The organism is Deltaproteobacteria bacterium (assembly GCA_022340465.1).
GTDB lineage: Bacteria > Desulfobacterota > Desulfobacteria > Desulfobacterales > B30-G6 > JAJDNW01.
Genome location: JAJDNW010000009.1, coordinates 12428 through 33052 on the forward strand (window position 1 = coordinate 12428; position 20625 = coordinate 33052).

A 20625-nucleotide genomic window follows, 5' to 3' on the forward strand; every position below is an offset into this window, starting at 1 on the left:
GAAACCGGAATTCCTTTGCAGTGCGTTCCCGGTAACGTCGACACCCGGTGAGCAACCGATGACATCACCGTTGACATCGAAAGGATAAACCATTAATTAATACGGTGATAAAAAAAAATAAAGCTATTTTCGGAGGGGACCGTGTATTCCAAAATATTGATCCTGCGTTTCTCACAACGGGTATCGGGTAAACCCATCGTCTGCCATCTGGTCAAGGACTACGACTTGACCTTCAACATACTGAACGCCGCCATTTTGCCAAGGAAAGAGGGCATCATGGTTCTCGAATTAACCGGCACCAGGAAAAACTTCAAAGACGGCGTCGCCTACCTCAAAAGCACGGGCGTCAAGGTTCAAAACGCATCCCAGGAAGTAAAAAGGATCCAGGGCCGATGCACCCACTGCGGGGCCTGCACGGCTGTCTGCCCGACGGGCGCGCTTTCCGTTTCCCGGCCTGAAATGACCGTTGAATTCGACCAGAAAAAATGCAGCATCTGTGAACTCTGCGTCCCCGCCTGCCCCACGAGGGCGATGGAGATCCGTCCGATCAAAACGACCTTTTTCGAATGACGACAACGGCCATTCTACTGAGCGGGGGTGTCGATTCCCTGGTCGCGGCCCACTTGTTGAAACGACAGGGGCGTGCGGTCGTCGGCATCCACTTTTTCACCGGTTTTGAAACGCAGCAAGCGCCGCTGGGATCTCCGGCCGCCGCCGATGCCCCTTCAGACGGCCCCTTGGCGGCCGCCCGCAGGGCGCGGGTTCTTTCGGATCAGCTGGAAATCCCCGTCGAAGTCCTGGATTGCCGCCAGGCCTTCAAATCCGAAGTGGTCGCATATTTTACCCGCACCTATGCGCAGGGCAAAACCCCCAACCCGTGCCTGACCTGCAATCCGAAAATCAAATTCGGCCTGGCCTTCGAGTTTGCGCGCACGTTGGGAGCGCAAAAGCTGGCCACCGGCCACTACGCGCGCACCATGCGGGACCGGCTGGGTCTTGCCAAACTGCTGCAGGGAAACGACAGGGAAAAGGATCAGTCCTATTTCCTGGCAAGGCTTACCCAGGAACAGCTGCTCGGGGCCGTTTTCCCCCTGGGAGCGATGGCCAAAAAAGCGACCGTCCACATGGCCCGCGAAAACGGCCTCGCGCCCCTGAATCCCGGGGAAAGCCAGGACATCTGCTTTAGCCACAAGGGCCGGTACGGTGAATTCCTCGAACGACAGCCCGGATTCCAAGCCAAATCCGGCCCCATAAAGGATGTCCGGGGCAACATCATCGGCCGCCACCCCGGTCTGCACCGGTTCACGATCGGCCAGCGAAGAGGCATCAACTGCCCGGCCGGCGAACCCTACTACGTCATCGGCATCGATGCCCGGAGCAACTGCCTGACCGTCGGGTTCAAGAAAGACACAATGACCGACACCTGCCGTGTGGAAAAGATCAACTGGATCCGGACAAAGCCCGACCGCCAGCGACGCGTGTGGGCCCGGTTGCGTTACCGGCACGCGGGAGCGCCGGCACACCTTTCTCCGGATGCCGACGATCGGGCCACCCTTCGTTTTCTCGAACCGCAGTCGGCCGTTACCCCCGGTCAGGGGGCTGTCTTCTACGACGGCGATGAGGTGCTGGGGGGGGGTTGGATCGTTTAGGCCCCTTATGTCGTGAATCGTGCAATGTTAAACGTAAAACGTATGGCGCGACCCAAGGCATCAGGCGCAAGACAATTTCAAAGCATCCGGCGGGGATGGATGCAAACGTACGCGTCCCCCGGAAAAAACAGAAAAAAGCAAATGAGCGATTTATTATCCGATATGCCACCCACCCGGAAACGTTTCACCGTCACGACGCTGGGCTGCAAGGTCAATCAATACGAATCCGAAGAGATCGTCAAAGCACTGGTGCATGCCGGGTACACCTGCGTCGACCCTGCCCTGTCCGGCGACAAGGCCCTTGTTGACGCCTGCATCATCAACACCTGCACCGTCACTCAAAAGGCCTCCATGCAATCCAGGCAGGCCATCCGGCGTGCGGCGCGCAGGCATCCCGGCGCCCTGATCATCGTCACCGGGTGCTATGCCCAGACCGAACCGGGCGCACTCCTGAAAATCGAAGGCGTGGAGCACGTTGTCGGGCATGACGAAAAACAGCAGATCCCGGCCCTCGTCGCCTCACTGTTGAATCCGGAAGGGAATGCCGGAACGCTTCCTGATCCCCTGGAAAAACCTTCGACGGCGCCCCTCTTGCCTGCCACCGGAAGAACGCGACCGTTTCTCAAAATCCAGGACGGGTGCGAATCCTTCTGTACCTACTGTATCGTTCCGCACGCGCGCGGCAAGAGCAGGAGCATGGCTCCCGGGGAAGTGATGTCGGTCTTGCAGGGCATGGCGGCCGCCGGTTATCACGAAACGGTGCTTACGGGCATTCACCTGGGCCGCTATGGCCTGGATCTCGACCCGCCCACAAGCCTGCTCGAATTGTTGAAAGTCGTCACGAAGGAAGCACGGATCGACCGCTTACGATTGAGCTCCATCGAACCCCTGGAGCTGTCAGCAGAAATCCTCGAACTGGCGGCCGAATCGGGTGGCGGTCGTGGAGGCGAGCTCTGCAGGCATTTCCACCTGCCCCTGCAAAGCGGAGACGACGCCGTTCTGAAAAAAATGAACCGCCCATACAGGCGAGATGACTTCATCGAACGGGTGCTCACCATAAAAAAATCCCTGCCGGACGCAGGCATCGGCACGGACGTTCTCATCGGGTTTCCCGGCGAAACCGAGAGCGCCTTTGAAAACACGTGCGCCCTGATCCGGGAGCTGCCCCTGACCTATCTGCACGTTTTCCCCTTCTCGCCCCGAGAAGGCACTCCGGCAGCCCGTTTTTCCGGGAGGGTTCCGGAAAAGGTCATCAAAGATCGTTGTCGCATCGTCCGGGAACTGGGAATGCGCAAAAAAAGACAGTTTCTGGAAGGCCAGGTGGGCAATTCGGACCGGATACTGATCGAGAACCGCCGGGACCGGCGTTCGGGCCTTCTCAGAGGCCTCACGGCCAATTACAGCAGGGTGCTGATCGACGGGGATGACGGGCTCATGAACAGCATCCAGGCGGTGCGCATTGAAAAGTTGTACGGGGATCAGGCGCTTTTGGGCAACCGGATAGCCTGATCACAGGCATGGCAATTCGCTTCGCCGTCAAATGCCCCAACCCCAAATACTTGCATGGCTAAAGCCCTGACCTACCCTGATATCAGTACGTAAGGGCTATTTTATGCCCCTTTCCTTTTTGACCGTATCATACGCTTCCTGAATTTCACGAAACTTCTCCTCGGCCAGCCGGGTGAACTCTTCCGGGAGCCCCTTGGAAGCAATCTTGTCCGGGTGATATTCCTGGACGAGTTTGCGGTATTGCCGCTTGATCTTTTCTTCGGAGTCACTCCGGCTGCACCCGAGGATGGCGTAATATTTCTCCACATCGCTGACATAGCGTGAACGGATGGCGCCGTACTGCGATTCGCTGAGATTGAAAATCCGCACCGCCGCATGGATCAGGTCTTCTTCACCGGCGCTCAGTACGCCGTCCGCCAGAGAAACGCGCATCATGATGTCGATCATCAGGTCCAGAAGCTGGGGCTGAAAACGAAACCGGTCATAAAACTGTCTTGCAAAGGACTCGAAGGAACCGGGTGACTGGAGCGCCGTGTTGAATATGGTGATCGCCACTTCACGGCTTTGGGGGTTCAATTGCAGATCCTGCACCATAAAACGCTCGATGGAAGCTGTCTCTTCCCTGCTGACGTTTCCGTCGACCTGGGCGAGCTTGGCCAGCATGGAGAACGCACCCAGGAAAAATGCCATCTGGGTCTCCTCCCCAGCGGAGAGCGTCCTGCCGGCGGGCCGCACATACCCTTCGCCGCTGCTGTCGAATGCATGTCCGAAAACGGCACCGGCGATGGCTCCCAGGGGCCCTCCCATGGCGAACCCGATCGTCCCCCCAATGACCTTACCCAACCAACCCATTTTCAACCCCCCTCACAGCGGTCGTCTGAAACCGTTTCCCTTGCTTCCGAACCGATGAAGTTATGCTCTATCGCCTGTCGAGTCAAGCGCAACCTCGAGCCGCAGCCACGCACACCATCCCGATGGCGCGCATGCTCTCAAAATCGATACCTGACCGCGATGCTCAAGCTGTGCGATTTCCAGTTGACTTCGTTCAAACGCGTCTCCGCCCGGGTGCCGTCACTGAAAAACACCCGGTCGATGCCATCGGTGGCCGACCAACGCTGTTGCGCATAGCCGAATTCCATGGACCAGTTTTCGTTGAATTGGGTACCGATGCCCACCATCATCCGCACACCCGTACCCCGGGCATCATGCTCGAAGCTTTTTGGATGCTCGAAATCATCCCTCAGGTTCCAATCGGCCTGGGCGTAGTACTCGGCCCAGTGGTACTCGACCCCGGCGTGGGGAAACACTTGAGGCAGCGCTTTCCAGCCGGTATCAATATCCAGGGTTACATCCAGACCGATCCAGGGGCCCCACCACTGGGCTTCATAGCTGCTGTCCAAACCGGAAAACGGACCCAGAGACGGCCCCTGGTCCCAGGTGATCGTCTGGTAGCCGTCCGTCATGGTGAGATTCTGCCGGTGCAGGGATAGGCCGGCCATCGGTATGAACGTGATGACCTCCGTCCCCAGCTGCAGGGCATACCCCGCACCCAGGGAAACATCGAAGGTACTCCCGTCTCCGGCATCGTTGTTGGACCTGGAAAATTCTTCCCTACGATCGTCGGCCTGATAGTCCGAATCCTGATTCTCACCGTCCACGATCCTTCCGTAGTTGAGATATCCCTTGAAACGGATGCGCTTTTTTATCAGGGTTGAAAATCCCAGGCTGAGTTCGTAGACAACCAGGTCATCCCAGGTCAATTCGGAAAGAACATTCGGATTGGTACCGTCTTTCTGGCCGGCAATGTTCCAATCCAGTGCGTCCCTCCTGAGGTGAAACCCGATATCGATCCCGGTTTCCGCCCAGGGAGGGGTGCGTTTAGGTGCTGTCTCCTCCGGCGGGGAGTCAGGTTGCGCAGAGGCCTGTTCACCGCTCCCGGCTCCTGTTTCCACCGGAAGAACCGCTGCCCGCGCCATTCCGGTGGGCGCCGTGAAGGTCAGTGCCAGGCACCCGGCAACGATTATCACCAACTGATTTGTACGGCACCGCAGACGCTTCATCCGCCGTTTTCATCCTTTCTTTCTGCAAGGGTGGAGCCATGGTGTCTGCGGAACATGGTGGCGGAATACTTCTCCAACTTCCACTCCGGAACCCGGCACGCGCCGCACACGCTTTTGAACCACTTGTTCCTGAGCCATCTTGCCGCGCGGCTGTTTCTGGAATCGTTGACCACAAACGTGCGGTTGCAATGGGTGGTAATCCGGGCCTGGCGGCCCGTCTTCTCGATGGCGCGGATACCGTGCAGCACGCCCTTGCGGGAAGGCCACAGCTTGATCTTGTCGATCAGCAGAAACAACTCCACACGCTTGCGGTAGAACCGTTTCCGCGGAGTCTTTGTTTTCTTGTTCACCGCCGCATAATCCCAACCCGGCAACGCCGGTGTCGAATGTCAATCACAGTCATTTTGTTCATCGCGTTTGTTGGGTTTATTGAGTTTGTTGAGGTATACCCGTTAGCCCCATAAATCCAAATAACCCATTAATCCTGCGAACCCGCCAGTCCCTCTTTGTAGCTCAGAGCCGCCGACCCCACGGCCATGGCCGCCACGCCCAGCTGAAGCGGATCGTGCAGCAACCTGCCGGCGGCCGCCGCCAACGCGCCGTCATCCAGCCCGAGCGGCACGCCCGGGGCTGCAATCAAGGTGCCGCCCGCCACGTGCTTCTCTGAAATGAACCCTCCGGCCGGCGAAGCATCCAAAATGTAATCATGGCGATACAGCGCCGCATCCAGGTCCTCCGCAACCCGGATCCGGTCCCGATGGGTACGCCCGGCTTCCAGGGAGAAATTCCGCGCTTTCAGCGAATCCAAATCCACTACCGTCAGATCGGCCCCCAGGTCCAGCAGGGTCGATGCCGCCCACCGCCCCACCGGCCCGCAGCCGATCACCAGCACACGCTTACCCCCGATTCCGCCTGCCATCAGGTCCAGGCCGGTGGCGAACACCCTGCCGGTTGCCGCCGAATTGTCGACAGTCCGGCCCGCTTTCTGGTTGATCGCGGCAAAACAAGCGTCATCGGAAAGCAGGATGATCTGCGCGCGCCGTTCCGCCGCCTCGCACATCCCGGCGACATCCGATGCCCGGGTGACGAAAGCCCTGAATCCCACATGGGCGACGATCCGCGCGACCGTCTCGGAAAATCCTTCGATAACGCCCAATCCCCAGGTGACGGGGATAACCCCCACCGTTGTGCGGCGGGCTGCTTCCCCGAACCTCTTTTCATCAACGGCGTATGCCCGGCAGGCCAGGCCCGCCAAATCCGTTCCCGTCATGCGCCTCAGCGCATCGTCATAGACCTCCAACTGGCCGGGAATTCCCCGCAAATCTCCACTGTTGAGCCTGGTCATATGGGTGCTGACCTCCCCGTTAGGCCGAGGCTGTGCCGGATCGCTGCCAACACGCAGTTGCGCCTCTCGACGGCCTTCCGACGGTTTTTTCCGGTAACGATAAGGGTCGCCACCCAATTGTCCCCACCCGTCCGCCGGTTGGTAAGCGCTTCGTCGGCGCCATAAAATCCTTTTTCCACGTGCAGGGGGCCCGCATGGGTCATAACATGTTCACCGGCGAACGCAAGCGTGTTTCCGGACACGCGGATGTGTTCGTAGACGACCCCTCGATGATCGCCCCCGGGCAGCTCGCCGGAAACCGTGTCGTCGAGAAATAGAGCGGCCAGCGCTTCCAGCAGGTTACACCCGGTCGAGTGATAAACGGCCGTCGGCGTCTGGCTCGGAAAACGCGCATCGATTTCCAGGACCCTCAATTCCCCGTGGTCCTGGACCACCTCGATGTCCATCAGGCCCCTGAGGCCGACGAGACGTGCAATGTCAAGGGAAAGCGCTTGGAACCGGGAGGCCATATCTGCCGGCAGCCGGCTGGGCGCGCTCACGGCCCGGCAGTCGAAAATGTCATCCATGAACAGGTCGGTTATCTGAAAGGCACGGTAATTTCCGGGCCCCCCGGCAACTTCCAATGAATGGGTCGGTCCGTCGACAAAGGCCTGCGCCACCCACTCTCCCTCCGTCCCCCCGAGGAAGGCGTCCAATGCTTCGTGGTCGCTGAAGATCCGTACGCCCGAACTCCCGCTGGCACGGCTTGGTTTGACGATAACCGGCAGGGTGCAATCCGGCCACGCGGCGGGGGCGGGAATTCCGGATGACGCAAACAGGTTGTCCGATTTTATTTTGGACGAGGAAATGGCGTAGGCCTGCATATCGAAGGCCAAGGGGATGCCTGCACGCCGGGCACAGCGTTCGAGCGCTGCGAGGCCGGCGTCGTTTTCCAGGGCCGGAATCAGAAGGTCGACACCGTTCAGCAGCGCCCGCAGTGCCGTCTCCCGCCTCAAATCCAATTGAACGAACCGGTCGCACAACCCTGAAGCCGGAGCATCCGCACGGCGGTCCAGCACCAGCACCTCCCACCCTGCTTTGCGGGCCAGGTAGGCGACTTCGACACCCTGCAGGTTTCCGCCGGCAACGGCAACTAGCATGCAGACCACCTGGGAGAACGGTCTGCCATGACAACCGAACGGCGCTGCTCTATCCAGGCCGTGTACTCTTCCAGTGTCGCCGCGCGCATCCCGTTTTCCGAGAGAATGCGCTTCACACGCCCCGCGGACCGGTTGCCCTCCTCGATGTCCAGAGAACTCTGGGCCACACCCGCGAGTCCCTTTCCCGGTGGAACCAGCGACGTAATGACGTTGACGCCGGAATCGAGCCTTTCTCCGAGCCCGGCCAGACCGTCCACATCCAGCGATGCCGGGATGAGCCGGTCCGGAAACACAAGCCGCATGACGGCGGCCGCCACAAGCTCGCGCAAACGGCTGGATTGCGCTCTGCCTGCCATGGGGGTGCCGCACTGGGGCACGAAATTCATGATCCGAATCTGGTCGGCCTCCAGCCGGTGCATGGCTTCCATGGAATCGGCGAGATCATTGCCCGATTCACCGACCCCCCCGAGCAATCCTTCTTCAATCAGCATCCCCAGGGCATGTGCCGCCGCCTTGCCGTTCCAGCGCTCATCGTAGCTCTGCCCCGGTCTCAGGCGTTTGAAGAGTTCGCGGCTGTGGGTTTCCTGATAGCAGGCATACCAGGTTGCACCGGCTTCGGCGAGCATGTGCAGCACATCCTCCGGGACCACGCCCGGGGAGACCATGACCGGCAGACCGGTTTCATCCCTTACAGAACGCACGACATCGGCCAGCCAGTCGTAGCCGCCTTTGCCGCTGTTTAAAATTTCGGGGTCTTCGCCCATGGTCAGGTCGATGAGGTGCACGCCGGTCTGTGACAATGCACGGGCGGCGGAGACGATCTCTCCCGCATCCTTGCGGTAACGAACACATTCCCGGTTCGATTTCCGGTAGTAGCAGAAATTGCAGTTGTTGCGGCAATAGGTGCTGATGTACAGGAAGCCGTAAAGAAATATTTTCTCCCCGAAATAACGGGCGCGCAATCGGCGTGCGGAGGCGAACAGGGCCTCGAGGTGCTCCCTGTCCCTCAAGCCCGTCAAGAAACGGATCTCTTCCCCGCCCAGGCCCTCGCCCTTTTCCGCAGATTGCAGGACAGCGGCCAGCCGCCTATGTGTCTCTGGTGCAGTCATTATTTCCAAGTTGAACCCATGGGGCGCCGTCTGAAGCCACATGCACTCAGAACGGAATTTCACCCCTGCGTAATTTCGGGGCAGGCCGTCATATATTGAGGCGCACCCCGTCGAGACAGGTGATGCTTCTTCCCACGCTTCCCAGGTTGCGGCTGCCTTCGACGACCATGAGCAGCCGTTCGAGGCCGAATCCGATGCCGACCCAGTTTTCGGATATTCGCCAGGCCTCATCCAACGCATGCGGCCCCATGGCACCGGAACCCACCTCGACGCCGTCACCGGCAACCACGTCAAGGGTTTCACCGTACACATCCGAGGTTTCCGATTCAAAGGCATAGCCGTCTATCCCGGCGGCCTTCATGATGACGGCGGCCAGCTGCTTCAACCGTGCCTGTCTTTCCGTCGCGGGCATACCCATTTCGACCAGGTTCAGCATGGTGAATTCACTGGCATGCCGCGCTCCCTGCGATTCCTTGCGAAAACAGGGCCCTACCTCGAAAATTCTCACGGGCCGCTCCCAGAGGCGCAACAGGTCTTTCAGCACGAAATAGAGGTGCGGGGCCAGCATCGGACGCAGGCATTTGGACTTGTCCAGCCAATAGACCTGTGAGCCGAGGTCGTGATTTTCGTCCACCGTCATCCTCGCCAGAAGACCGCGGGACATGATGATCGGCGTTGTCACCTGTACGAATCCCTGAGCGACCATTGCCTCCACCAGACGGCTCTCCAGCTCACAGATGCCGGGTCTGAACTTTTTCGTTCTCAGATGCTCCAACCGGGCCCGATGGGATTTTACCAGCCGCTTTACCAGTTTCTGAAAAGCCTGGTCGCGCTCGCCTGCCTGGTCGAAGCGGGCATCGAGTTCCCTGCTTCCGGCGCCAAGCTCCTTGAGCCGGTTTGCCTGAACCGCCGTCCAGCTATGTTGCCTGTCGGAAGCCAACGTGATGAATTTCCTGACTCTGTTTAACCCAAATTAAGCGTCTCAAGTCTTACCATTTGAAACCTCCAATTTGGGATTTAATTAAATGAAAGGTCGGGGCGTTTTAGCTTGGAACTCTCGTCATTCCCGCGTGCCCGCCCCGGTACGGTGTTGGGCCGGGGGCGGGACACGAAGTGAAGCGTCAGCGCTATCCAGGGCATATAGCCAATCGCTCTGGATCCCCGCCTTCGCGGGGGATGACGGCCCCCCCGACTGTAGTAAATGCCCGGACCCATAGGACCCGCCGCTGATTTCACCCTGGAAGGGTGTTGTTCATTGTGTTTGTTGAGTTCATTGAGTTCGTTTGCTGACACGCTAACCCAAGTAACCCAATAAACCCTCTGACCCAAGTAACCCGTATACTCGCATATGGGATTTCTGATTTTGTGCTTGGAATTTCATTACCCCTGCTACCAGCACAACCAAATATCTTTGAACTGGCTCAAAGAACCAGGCTTTCAACAGGCGACCGAATGGCGGGGAGTCCGGGAGTTGCACCCGGCTGTGCGGGTTTAGAGCCCGCATGATCACATGGCGATCCACCCCCCGCAATCATGATGTAACGCGGCTTCCATCTTCGCTCTTCGAGCTACGCCGAGACAGGCCGCCGCTAATTTCATACAGTTGTATAGTAGCGCTATCCGCCGCAATGATCAACACCCTTTCTCTTGCCTTTGTGGTTGGCATACTAAAGCGAAACCGCCTCCTTGAAGCGGTTGACGCAGTTGATATCGATGCCCAGAAGTTCGGCCATGTTGAATTTGGCTTCCATGCATTTCGGGGTGCCGGCGTGCGGGTGCAGCAGGCCCAGCTTGAGGTCCTCGCGAACCTCCGTCATAATGATCGGATCGGTCAGGTCGGAAACGGACACCTTCAGTTTTTCGGCAACGTACGCTTTGGCCGCATCTATTTTCATACCGCGGGAAATTTGCATGCGGGCCACCAGATCTCCGGCAGCCCTCATTCCGCCCATTCCCGAGGCGATCGCGTGGGTGACCGCCATCCCCATGGGGTCGCCGACGCCAACCTACAATCCGTCCAGCCGGCAGATCTCCACCATGGCCTTGGAGGCACGCGAGGCCACGTCCAGGGGCGGATGGTCGTTCACCGTCATACCGCCGACCCCCATTCCCATGTTGACGTGCACCGGTATGTCGGCAGCCTCGCAACAGGCCTTCATGAAAGTGATCGCCCTGGCCATGTTCCAGGGGGTCGATTCGCTGGTGTTGGTGTTGCAGACCGGTCCGAAAATGGTGACACCGGCCTTTTGCGCCAGCTTTACCTGCTGGTGGGCATAGAGGCCTGCCAGACGCTCGCCCTCCCAGGTCAATCCGCCGTGCATGCCGAGCACGAATTCTCCGGCCATCCCCAGTTCCACGCAGATGCCGGGGTATTTTTCCTTCAGAATGGCCGTGGCCTTCAGGCCGGCCAAAAAATCGGCATCGCCGGCAGCACCCACCGTGTCCAGAATGACGGCGTCGGCCCCGGCTTCGTGCATGGCGCCGGACACATAAACGATGTCCCTGACCGCATCTTCCACGGCGGCCTCGTACGATTGCATGGCCGCTTCTATTTTGCCCTCGGGAATGAGTTCCGAGGGGTTGGGAAAAGGGCCGTCGGGCTGACTGTACAACCCGAGGTTGGGCATGGCGCCGTAAAAAACAGGCGCGGTGGTCACCGACAGCACCTGTTCCATCAGCGGCTGTTCGTACGTGACGATGGGCTTGATGGGCTTGAAGCTGTAGTCCATATGCCCCATCTCCAGCGTATCCGCCCCCAGGAGCTTTTCATAAATCTGGAGGCACTGCAGCCGGTCTACATTCACCTGGGCGCGCAGCATCTTGATGGGCGACCCGTCATAGGAAAGCACCACTTCCCGGCCGGGTTCGACGCCGATAAAACGGTGCGGCGAACTGAAGATGTCGAAAAGATGGTCCAGCTCTTCACTGGTCAGGGCCGGGATGTTGCCACGGTCGGCGGCATCCTCCGTACCCTCCTCCAGGTCGCGTCTGATATCGTCGGCCGACATCTCCACGGGGGTTCCATCGCCGTAGCGGGTGACTACCTTGCTCATGGCTTCCTCCTCAGTATACATAACAGCGAAAATCCCTCTTCAGGCCGCTGCCGAGGATGGTCAGCATGATTTCCTCCGTCTCCTGGCGTTTCATTTGAATAACCAGTCGGTTTTCACCGGTAGCCGGATCCCGGACCACCTCCTGCCTGATGATTTTCTTTTTCAGGCCCGACAGTGCCTCTTGGATGCGGATAAAATCGGCAGGCCCCTCGAGGCCCAGGCGGTGTTCGATAACCACATAGGAGAAGGAGGGGTCATAGCCGCAGCGCATTTCGCCCGGCACCCGCCCCCCTGCGGTGGTTGCACCCCCTCTGTGCGGTCTGTTTGCACTAGCTGTCTTCACGGGGCCGACTAACCGATCAACCCCTTGATTTTTATCACCGAATCCTGTGCATCCTCCGCATAGGCATCCGCGCCGATCTTAGCCGCCCAGCGAGCGGTGACCGGTGCACCGCCGACAATGGTCTTGAACTTGTCACGCAGGCCCTCTTTTTTCAATTTCTGCTCGAGATCCTTTTGATGCCCCATTGTGGTCGTCAGCAGGGTGCTGGTTCCAATGACGTCGGCTTCGACCCTGACGGCTTCTTCGATGAATTTTTCGGTGTCCGCGTCACGGCCGATATCGTGCACGATCATGCCGTTGGCGCGGAGAAGGGCCACGACAATGCCCTTTCCGATGTCATGGATATCGCCCTTCACGGTGCCGATGACGACAACGCCCGGCTTTTCAGTCTGTTTCTCGGGAAGGGCTTCGTTGACCAGGTCCGTAACGGTTTTCATCACATCGGCCGACTGAACCAGGCCCGGCAGAAACAGCAGCCCGCGGCCGAACTGGTCACCGACTTCGCCGATTCCCGGAATGAACCCCTCGGTCATGATCGCCATGGGGTCGTTGCCCGTGTCGATCCAATTTTTAGTAATTGCGACGGCCTTGGCCTCGTCGTGATCCACGATCGCTTTAATTGCCTCCTTGATAGTCTGCTCGTCTACCATATCGTCTCCTCTTGGCTTAGTGTTATTCGAATATGTACACTTGTTCATGATAAACGGATGCCTGGTCCTGTTGACCGCCCTCCAGATCACACCCCCGTGCGGTTTTTGAAACGCTCGACGCATTGGATGTCGATATCCAGGACCTCGGCCATGCGGAACTTGGCCTCGATTCCCTTGGCGCACCCCGGCAGCGGCATGATCTTGCCGATCTGAAGATCGTCCCGGATCTCCGTCATGATCACCGGATCGGTCAATTCGGCAACGGAAATCTTCAGCTTGTCCGCCACGTACGCTTTGGCGTCCGCGATCCGCATTCCCCGGGCCATCTGCACGCGGGCCACCAGATCTCCGGCCGCCCGCATTCCGCCCATTCCGGATGCATGCGCATGCGTCAACGCCATCCCCAGGGGGTCGCCCACGCCAACCTACAACCCGTCCAGGCGGCAGATTTCCACCATGGCCTTGGAGGCGCGCGAAACCACGTCAACCGGTGGGTGGTCGTTGACGGTAACGGCTCCGACCCCCATCCCCATGTTCACATGCACGGGAATGGCGGCCGCTTCACAGCAGGCTTTCATGAAGGTGGTGGCACGGGCCAGGTTCCACGGGCTGCTCTCGGAGGTGTTGGTGTTCACCACGGGTCCGAATATGGTCACACCGGCTTTCTCGGCCAGTTTGACCTGTTCGTGGGGGTACAAGCCGGCGAGACGTACGCCCCCCCACTCCATCTCCCCATGCATACCCAATATGAATTCCCCGGCCATGCCCACTTCGATGCACATGTCGGGAAACTCCTCCTTCAGTATGGCGGCGGCCTTCAGGCTGGCTTTGAAATCCGCCTCCCCGGCGGCTCCCACCGTGTCCAGATTGATGCCGTCCGCCCCGGAAGCGTACATGGCTCTGGCAGCATAGACAATATCCTTGACCGCCTCGTCGACGGTGGCGTCATAAGAGGCCCGGGCCCCTTCTATATCGCCCATGGGCATCAGTTCCGACGGGTTGGGGAAAGGACCGTCCGGCTGCGTGTAGGTGCCGAGATTGGGCATGGCCCCGTAGAAAAGCGGTATGTGCGTCGACAGCAGGGCCTGTTCCAGGATGGGCTGCTCCATGGTCACGATCGGCTTGATGGGTTTGAAACTGTAGTCCACATGACACAGTTCCATGGTGTCGGCCCCCATGATTTTTTCGTAGATCTGCAGCGCCTGGATACGGTCGACATTGACGCCCACACGCCTGATTTTCAGCGTCCCGGCGTCGTAAGTGAGGACCACCTCATTGCCCGGTTCCACGCTCACGAAACTGTAAGGCAGGCTGAAAATCTCGAAAAGGTGATCGATCTCCTCCTTGGAAAGGGTTGGGATGTTGCCCCTTTCGGCAGCGTCCTGAGAACCCGCTTCGAGATCGCCCATGAGCTCGCCGGCGCTCATGGTCAGGGGCGTACCGTCTCCGTAACGGGTCATAATTTTTTTCATACCCCCTCCTCCTATTCTTGCGTTTATTGGGTTTGTTGCGTTTGTTGGGTTCATTGGTTTGTTGGGTTTGTTAAGCTACCCGCTAATCCAACGATGCCAGCTAACCCATGGGTCCCGCTGATAAAGGGAAATCTTAAATCCCAATATCGATATTATAGAAAATTTCGAATATCTTTTTATTTTTAAAGGTTATATCATATACCTTGATGTTTTGCTATAAGTCTAGCTTATTGGCCCGGTAGGCCGTCAGGTACTGCATGCAGAAATCATCCCTGCCGGCCAGGGCATTGGCGGCCACGATGTTGCCCATCATCTTCTTGTCCAAAGGATTGATGATCGCCCCGTCGAGCCCTTTGGCGATGGCCATGCTCATGAAGGTTTGGTTCAAAAAGGGCCGGTTGGGCAGTCCGAAAGATATGTTTGACAGGCCGCAAACCGTGTGGATGCCCTTGAAGGTCTCCACGATCTTTTCGATGGCATTCATGAATTCCACGCCGAAGCGGTTGTTGGTGGACACCGGTTGCACCAGGGGGTCCACGTATATGTTCTCGACCGGCACGTTGTTCTGCAGCAGGCCGTTTACCAGTTTGTCGGCAATGGCCATGCGGTCGTCGGTGGTTTCCGGCATGCCGTCGTCACTCATGCACAGGGCCACCACCTTGAGGTCGGTACCGGCGACGATGGGCAACAGGGCGTCGTAACGGTCCTTCTCGAGAGATATGGAATTGATCATGGCAACTCCCTTGTGCGCGGCCAGTGCGGTTTCTATCGCCTTGGGATCCGGGCTGTCGATGCAGCACGGCCCGTCCACGACTTCCTGCACCGTCGAGACCAGCCATTTCAGATATTCGGGCTCCTGCCCCACGAACACACCGGCGTTGACATCGATGTAGTCGGCACCGGCCTCATGCTGGTCAATGGCGATTTTTTGAATGCCGGCGGCATCATGAGCCTCGATAGCCGCTTTGATTGCCTTTCTGCTTGCATTGATGAGCTCCCCCACGATTAACATGTCTCTCTCCTTTGTCGTATCGATCCGTGATGAATTACTTGGAAATAAATTCCAAGTCCCGAATCTCAAATTTCAGATTTCAAATCTCAAATCCCAAACGCTAAACACCAAACACCAGACACTAAAAACCAAACACGAAACACGAAATACGAAACACCAATCTCACTTCATGACCCCCAGTTCGGCCTCGGTTTCCTCGACGATGGACCGTATGGTTTCCTGAACGCCGTCCGGCAAGGGGTCGGGCTCGTGATTTTCAAGGATGAATTTAGCCTCAGCCAGTGACCGTTGGTAGATGTCGGTGCTGCCGGCGGCGACCCAGTCCTCGCGCATGGTGCGATCGATCATCTTGGGCTGGGACTGGCTGCGCATGTGACGATAGGTGCTTTCGTGGCTGAGAAAATCTTTTCCCACCCCGATTTCCCTGATCACATCAACCGCCAGGGTTTCATCATTCACCGGAACCCCCTGCACCGCATGCTTGATCATGCGGGCAAACTCGTTGTCCATGACAAGCTGTCCGAAATCGATGGTCATGCCCATTTCGATCATCCCCAGGCCATAGATCAGGTTGGCACCTGCCAACGCCGGCAAAAGGCCCGTGAGTGTGGTTTCGTGACCGGCTTGGGCATCACATACCTTGCTGTCGCCCTACCCGCCGGCAACCCAGCTTGGCAGCAGGTAGTAGGTGGCCATCTGAGCCACGGCGGCGTTGATGACCGCGCACTCCGGGCTTCCCACGGTGGCGGCCGCCAACCGCAGGTCCATGGCGGTGGTGGAGCTGCCGTAAATCACCTTGGCGCCTTTGCTGGTCAGCTGGCTCAACACGACGCCCCCCAACACCTCGGCATTGTGGTCCACCAGCGTTCCGGCCAGGGTCACCGGTGAAGACCCTCCGGCCATGGCCATGGAAAGAACGTTGACCGCCATGCCCGAACGGGCGCCCTCCATGATGATCTCACACGTCTCCGGGACCAGCTTCAGCGGACTCACCGGGCAGGTAATAAAAGAAACGATCGGTCTTTCGAGCAGGTTGTCCATGCCGCCGGCGATAGCCGCCGCCATGTCGGTTATTTTACGCATGAGATAGGCGTTTCCGGGCCCCATGAATCCATGCTTGGAGGTGTTGGGCAACCAGGCCTCGGCGTTGTGCAACTGTACGGTTTCCATGGGGACATCCGAGGCGCCTACGGCACGTTCGTACACATCCACGTCGCTCAGGTAGTCGCATATTTTGGCTGAATTGGCCACGTCCGCCTTGGTTGTCTCGCGGTGCTCCCCGGTGTAGGGATCGATAATGAACACCCCCTCGCCGAAGTTCGTGAATCCGACCCGGTTGCCTTCCATGATGAAATCGTTCTTGGGGTTGCGTCCGGCGAGAAACAGTTTCGAGGGCGCGGATCGGATGGCATCTTCCACGATGAAGGGCGGGATCTTCACGATTCTCTTTTGTTTGTCCACCCTGGCGCCGGATCCGTGGAAAATCTCCAGGGCCTCGTCGTTGTCGATCAGAAGTCCGGTTTGTTCCAGCACTTCAAGGGTGGCAAAATGAATGTCGTCCAATTCCTCCCGGGTAAAAACATTGAGGCTCAGTCCACCGCTTTGCCTTTTCCCGGCGTGCAGATTTCTTCTCACTGGTTCACCTCCATTTCTGCGATGATGGATTTCATCCTTGCAGCCGCCCCGTCGGGCAGCGGCAAGGGTCGATGGGTTTCCAGGATCTCTCTTGCCTTTTCATAGGCCCTTTCCGTCACGCTGCGGCCGCCGGCGTTCTCCTCCCAGGCGTCACGGCTGGAGCGGTCGAACAGGCCGCCTGCGGACATACCGCGCATGTGCCGCATGGTATGCGCATGTGTCAAAAACTCGCCGGCCGGGCCGACGTCTGTGATCACATCCAGGGCCAGCGCTTCCGGGGAGACGTCCAGGCCTCTCGCCGCCAGGTCGAGCTTTTTGATGTACTCCGCATCCATGACAAGCTTCGCATAGTCGAAGGTCAGCCCATACTCGATGCCTCCACAGCTGAAAAGAATGTTGGCTCCGGACAGTCTTGCCAGGGAGGTGTTGAGGACAAATTCATAGGCGGCTTGGGCATCGGGGATTTTGCTGCCCGTAATACCGGCGCCGCACCAGCTGGGAACGTCGTAGTACTGCGCCAGCCTTGCCGTGGCAGCGGTCAGCAGGCCGTTTTCCGGGGCGCCCATGGCGGGATTTCCGGTTTTCAAATCCATGATGGTGGCACAGCTGCCGTATATGAAGGGCGTGTGTTTCCGGACGAGTTGGGCAAGCGTCAGCGCACTTAAGAGCTCCGCGTTCTGTACGGCCAGGGTTCCCGCCAGGGTGGTCGGAGCCGTGATGCCGCTCAGCGGCATGGTTACACAACAGAGCCCGACCCCGCAGCGGGCCGCCTCGATGATGACCTCACAACACTGCTTCACCAGGGTCAGCGGGCTGGTGGGGCAGACCACGCACGTAACGCAGGGGCGTTTTTGGAAGGCGGCCATGCCACCGGAGCAGGCCGCTGCCATTTCTACGATTTTTCTGGTGTTTTCTGCACTGAAAAAGCCGTGCAGGACATGCTTTCCCGTATTGGTGACCATGGCTTCATAGTTGTGCAGCGACTGGGTGTGGGCGGGTTTTTCATGCGACCCCATGCATTTTTCTACGATGGCGATCTCATCCAGGGCATCGGCCACCCGGGTGGCCTGCCCGAGATCCTTTTTTGTGCAGGCCCTGAGCGTCAGTGTATAAGGGTCGATAATCCTGACGTTCTCTCCGAAGAGGGTGAAACACGAAAACCCCTTCTCCAGGACGACGTCATGCCCGGGGTCTCTGCCGTACAGGGTGATCTTTCCCGGTGCCAGGCGTACGCACTCCTCCATAAGATGCGCCGGGATCTTCACCCTGAATCCATCGCCGTCCTTTTCCGTATGGGCACCGTACCCCTGATAGATCTCGGCCGCCTCTTGCGACGCCACCCTGACGCCGGTTTTCTCCAGAATCGCTACGGTGGCCTCGTGAATCAGATCGATATCCGCGTCCGCAAACCCGCTTAAACTTAAATTGGCCATGGCGCCCCTTTCGCCGTTCCAACGGTGTATATCATCGCATGAGACATGTAATTTCGATAATTTTTCTGCAAAAGTCGAGCCACAGCCGCCTGCATATTTTTTTTGTATGATTTCAATTGGATATGTCATCCATTCATGCAAGGGCGCCTCGCTTCGATTCAAAAGTGGATCACATCCGGCGCACAGGAACCGGCCGGTCGGCACGATGTTGATACCGGTCCGCTTGCTATAGTGTTTATAAGAATAACGTTCCGTATGCCCTAAGCGGGTGGCGGATTTATTTTTCAAAGAATCATATTAAACCAAGGCATACCCTGTGACCGCCGGATTGTTGATGAAACGCTGAAGCCCGTCTGATTCAATAATGAATCACTGCATGGACAAACCGTGCTTTTTCAGTTTCCTGACAACGCTGGGCTGGCTGATTCCCAGATACCTGGCCATTTCCCGGGTCGAGCGGCAGTGGGCCAAGGCGTTTTTCAGCACCTTCATCTCCACATGGTCCAACTTTTCCACAAGATAGCAGCGGTCGTCGTCCCCCTCGGCATCGGTCACAGGCTCCGGTCGGTACTGCAAATCCAAACCCTGGAAAACGATGTCGTCGATCCGTCGGCCGTCCCCCATCACCACCGCTTTCTTAATCAGATTCTTCAACTCCCGCACATTACCCGGAAAGTCGTACAGTTCCAGCTTTTCAATGGCCCGGTAGGAAAGCCGTTTGTCCTGCTTAAAGGTCCGGTTGTACCTGTCCAGAAAGGCATTGGCCAGTTCGAAAATATCTTCCGGGCGCTCCCTGAGGGCCGGTATACGGATGTTGAAGGTATTGAGACGGTAGTACAGGTCTTTACGGAACGCCTCCCCGGCAACCAGGCTTTCCAGATTCTGATTCGTGGCGGCAATCACGATACAATCTATTTTGATCGGTTCGAGCCCCCCTAAATGCATGATCTCCAGATCTTCAAGACACTTCAGCAGTTTGGCCTGCATGGAAAAAGGAAGGTCGCCGATTTCATCCAGCATCAGCGTCCCTCCCTGGGCCAGCTCGAACAGGCCGATTTTGCCCTTTTGATGGGCCCCGGTGAAAGCGCCCCTCTCATAACCGAACAACTCGGCTTCCAGCAGATTTTCCGGCAGGGCGGCGCAGTTTATCTGGATAAAAGGCTTGCCGGCTCTGGGGCTGTTCTGGTGAATGAACTTGGCCAGGAGCCCCTTTCCCGTTCCGGATTCTCCCTGGATGAGGATATTGGACACCTCCATAGGGGCAAGTTTCAGGGCGGTCTTCAGCACCTGCTGCATGGCCTGGCTCTCCGCTATGATTTCACCGTGCTTGAGTTCCAGCACGCTCAGCTCCGCGAGTTCCTGCCGGTAGCGGTTGGACACCCGCCGGGTTTCGTCCAACTGCTCCAGAAGTTCGTTGAGGCGGGTCATGTCTCTTTCGTTGACCACGACCAGGGAAATCTCCCCATTCTCGTCGAAGGCCGGTGTCCCCGTGGCCAGAACGTATTTCTGCGTGCGGTGAACATATTGAAGCAGGTTCACCTGCCGTTTGCTTGACAGCACCATGGGTGTCACCGCCTTGTCCATGTACCCGTTTTCCACGAGGTATTCGATATTTCTGCCAATGACATCTTCGGCGGCGATGCCGATATACCGCTCGGCCGCCTGGTTGACGTCGATGACCGTTCCGGCATTGTCTAAAACCCAGATGCCATCGGAAGATGCATTGAATACGGTCTCGAACTGCTCGTTGAGGCGTTTGTAGGACTCCAGCTGCAGGGCGGCCTGTTTCTGTTGAAACGCATTCGTATCCTTGATGCAACAAACGGCGCCTAACACCCTGTTGTTTTCACGTATGGGAGTAACGTCCAGGATAAGCGCTTTCCCTTCGTTTTGGATGTGCTGTCCCAACTGGGGATCGCCGGTCGCAAGACACGTTGCCACCGGTTGGGCCATCTTGGGACAGGAAGCGGAAATGGGTTCGCCGAGTGTCACGGAAACATCGACGCACAAAATCGCGGAGGCCTGTTCATTGCAGAAAATGAGCCGACCGTCACCGTCCGTGGACAGGATGCCCGTACTGGCGGCATCGACGACCTTTTTCAACGCGATTTCTTTCATCATGGCTATTTCTAACCGAACCGGATAGCAGGCACTGAAAATGATTTGCCTTTTTAATTATAATGACTTACGTATTCCAAACGATATGCAATTCCCCT

At 58.0% G+C, this 20625-nt stretch carries 15 protein-coding genes and 3 pseudogenes; 3 read left to right on the forward strand and 15 right to left on the reverse strand.

Annotation, left to right across the window (positions count from 1 at the left end):
• The first annotated feature begins 141 nt into the window (after positions 1–141).
• From LJE94_01525 to mtaB, 3 genes are all read left to right on the forward strand, one after another.
• Positions 142–570: a 4Fe-4S binding protein gene (locus tag LJE94_01525; GenBank protein ID MCG6908786.1), complete on the forward strand. Its 429-nt coding sequence runs from the start codon at positions 142–144 to the stop codon at positions 568–570.
• Positions 567–1649: a tRNA 2-thiouridine(34) synthase MnmA gene (gene mnmA / locus LJE94_01530; protein ID MCG6908787.1), complete on the forward strand. Its 1083-nt coding sequence runs from the start codon at positions 567–569 to the stop codon at positions 1647–1649. Before LJE94_01525 ends, mnmA begins: the two co-directional genes overlap by 4 nt.
• Positions 1650–1790: 141 nt before the next feature.
• Positions 1791–3158, forward strand: coding sequence for a tRNA (N(6)-L-threonylcarbamoyladenosine(37)-C(2))-methylthiotransferase MtaB (gene mtaB / locus LJE94_01535; protein MCG6908788.1), 1368 nt, complete (start codon positions 1791–1793; stop codon positions 3156–3158).
• A 96-nt stretch (positions 3159–3254) separates the two neighbouring features.
• On the opposite strand, the gene LJE94_01540 is transcribed toward mtaB, so the two are convergent.
• The 15 genes and pseudogenes from LJE94_01540 to LJE94_01610 all read right to left on the reverse strand — a co-directional run bounded on the left by LJE94_01540 (position 3255) and on the right by LJE94_01610 (position 20530).
• Entirely contained in the window at positions 3255–4010 is a 756-nt protein-coding gene (locus tag LJE94_01540) for a TerB family tellurite resistance protein (GenBank protein ID MCG6908789.1), read from the reverse strand.
• A 137-nt stretch (positions 4011–4147) separates the two neighbouring features.
• Positions 4148–5218, reverse strand: a complete 1071-nt coding sequence (locus LJE94_01545) for an autotransporter outer membrane beta-barrel domain-containing protein (GenBank protein ID MCG6908790.1) — start codon at positions 5216–5218, stop codon at positions 4148–4150.
• Positions 5215–5568 carry a hypothetical protein gene (locus tag LJE94_01550; GenBank protein MCG6908791.1) on the reverse strand — a complete coding sequence of 118 codons (354 nt, stop codon included), beginning with the start codon at positions 5566–5568 and terminating at the stop codon, positions 5215–5217. The genes LJE94_01545 and LJE94_01550 overlap by 4 nt, the downstream gene beginning before the upstream one ends.
• Positions 5569–5696: 128 nt before the next feature.
• Complete coding sequence (pylD, locus tag LJE94_01555; protein ID MCG6908792.1) at positions 5697–6563, reverse strand: 3-methylornithyl-N6-L-lysine dehydrogenase PylD; 867 nt, start codon at positions 6561–6563, stop codon at positions 5697–5699.
• Positions 6560–7702, reverse strand: coding sequence for a 3-methylornithine--L-lysine ligase PylC (pylC, locus tag LJE94_01560; GenBank protein ID MCG6908793.1), 1143 nt, complete (start codon positions 7700–7702; stop codon positions 6560–6562). The genes pylD and pylC overlap by 4 nt, the downstream gene beginning before the upstream one ends.
• Complete coding sequence (gene pylB / locus LJE94_01565) at positions 7696–8811, reverse strand: methylornithine synthase PylB (protein ID MCG6908794.1); 1116 nt, start codon at positions 8809–8811, stop codon at positions 7696–7698. The genes pylC and pylB overlap by 7 nt, the downstream gene beginning before the upstream one ends.
• An 88-nt stretch (positions 8812–8899) precedes the next feature.
• Positions 8900–9751 (reverse strand): pyrrolysine--tRNA(Pyl) ligase large subunit, encoded by an 852-nt coding sequence (locus LJE94_01570; protein MCG6908795.1) that lies wholly within the window; start codon positions 9749–9751, stop codon positions 8900–8902.
• A gap of 727 nt (positions 9752–10478) precedes the next feature.
• Positions 10479–11864, reverse strand: a pseudogene (gene mtbB, locus LJE94_01575) ([dimethylamine--corrinoid protein] Co-methyltransferase).
• Between the two features lie 10 nt (positions 11865–11874).
• Positions 11875–12147: a hypothetical protein gene (locus LJE94_01580; protein ID MCG6908796.1), complete on the reverse strand. Its 273-nt coding sequence runs from the start codon at positions 12145–12147 to the stop codon at positions 11875–11877.
• 68 nt (positions 12148–12215) lie between these two features.
• Complete coding sequence (locus LJE94_01585; GenBank protein ID MCG6908797.1) at positions 12216–12857, reverse strand: B12-binding domain-containing protein; 642 nt, start codon at positions 12855–12857, stop codon at positions 12216–12218.
• 86 nt (positions 12858–12943) lie between these two features.
• Positions 12944–14317 (reverse strand): annotated as a pseudogene (gene mtbB / locus LJE94_01590) ([dimethylamine--corrinoid protein] Co-methyltransferase).
• 226 nt (positions 14318–14543) lie between these two features.
• Entirely contained in the window at positions 14544–15341 is a 798-nt protein-coding gene (locus LJE94_01595; GenBank protein MCG6908798.1) for a methyltetrahydrofolate cobalamin methyltransferase, read from the reverse strand.
• A gap of 162 nt (positions 15342–15503) precedes the next feature.
• A pseudogene (locus LJE94_01600) lies at positions 15504–16976 on the reverse strand (trimethylamine methyltransferase family protein).
• The gene (locus LJE94_01605; protein ID MCG6908799.1) at positions 16973–18409 is read right to left on the reverse strand and encodes a trimethylamine methyltransferase family protein; all 1437 of its coding nucleotides are present in this window, start codon (positions 18407–18409) and stop codon (positions 16973–16975) included. The pseudogene LJE94_01600 and the gene LJE94_01605 overlap by 4 nt, the downstream one beginning before the upstream one ends.
• 369 nt (positions 18410–18778) lie before the next feature.
• Complete coding sequence (locus LJE94_01610) at positions 18779–20530, reverse strand: sigma 54-interacting transcriptional regulator (protein MCG6908800.1); 1752 nt, start codon at positions 20528–20530, stop codon at positions 18779–18781.
• Positions 20531–20625 lie beyond the last annotated feature (95 nt).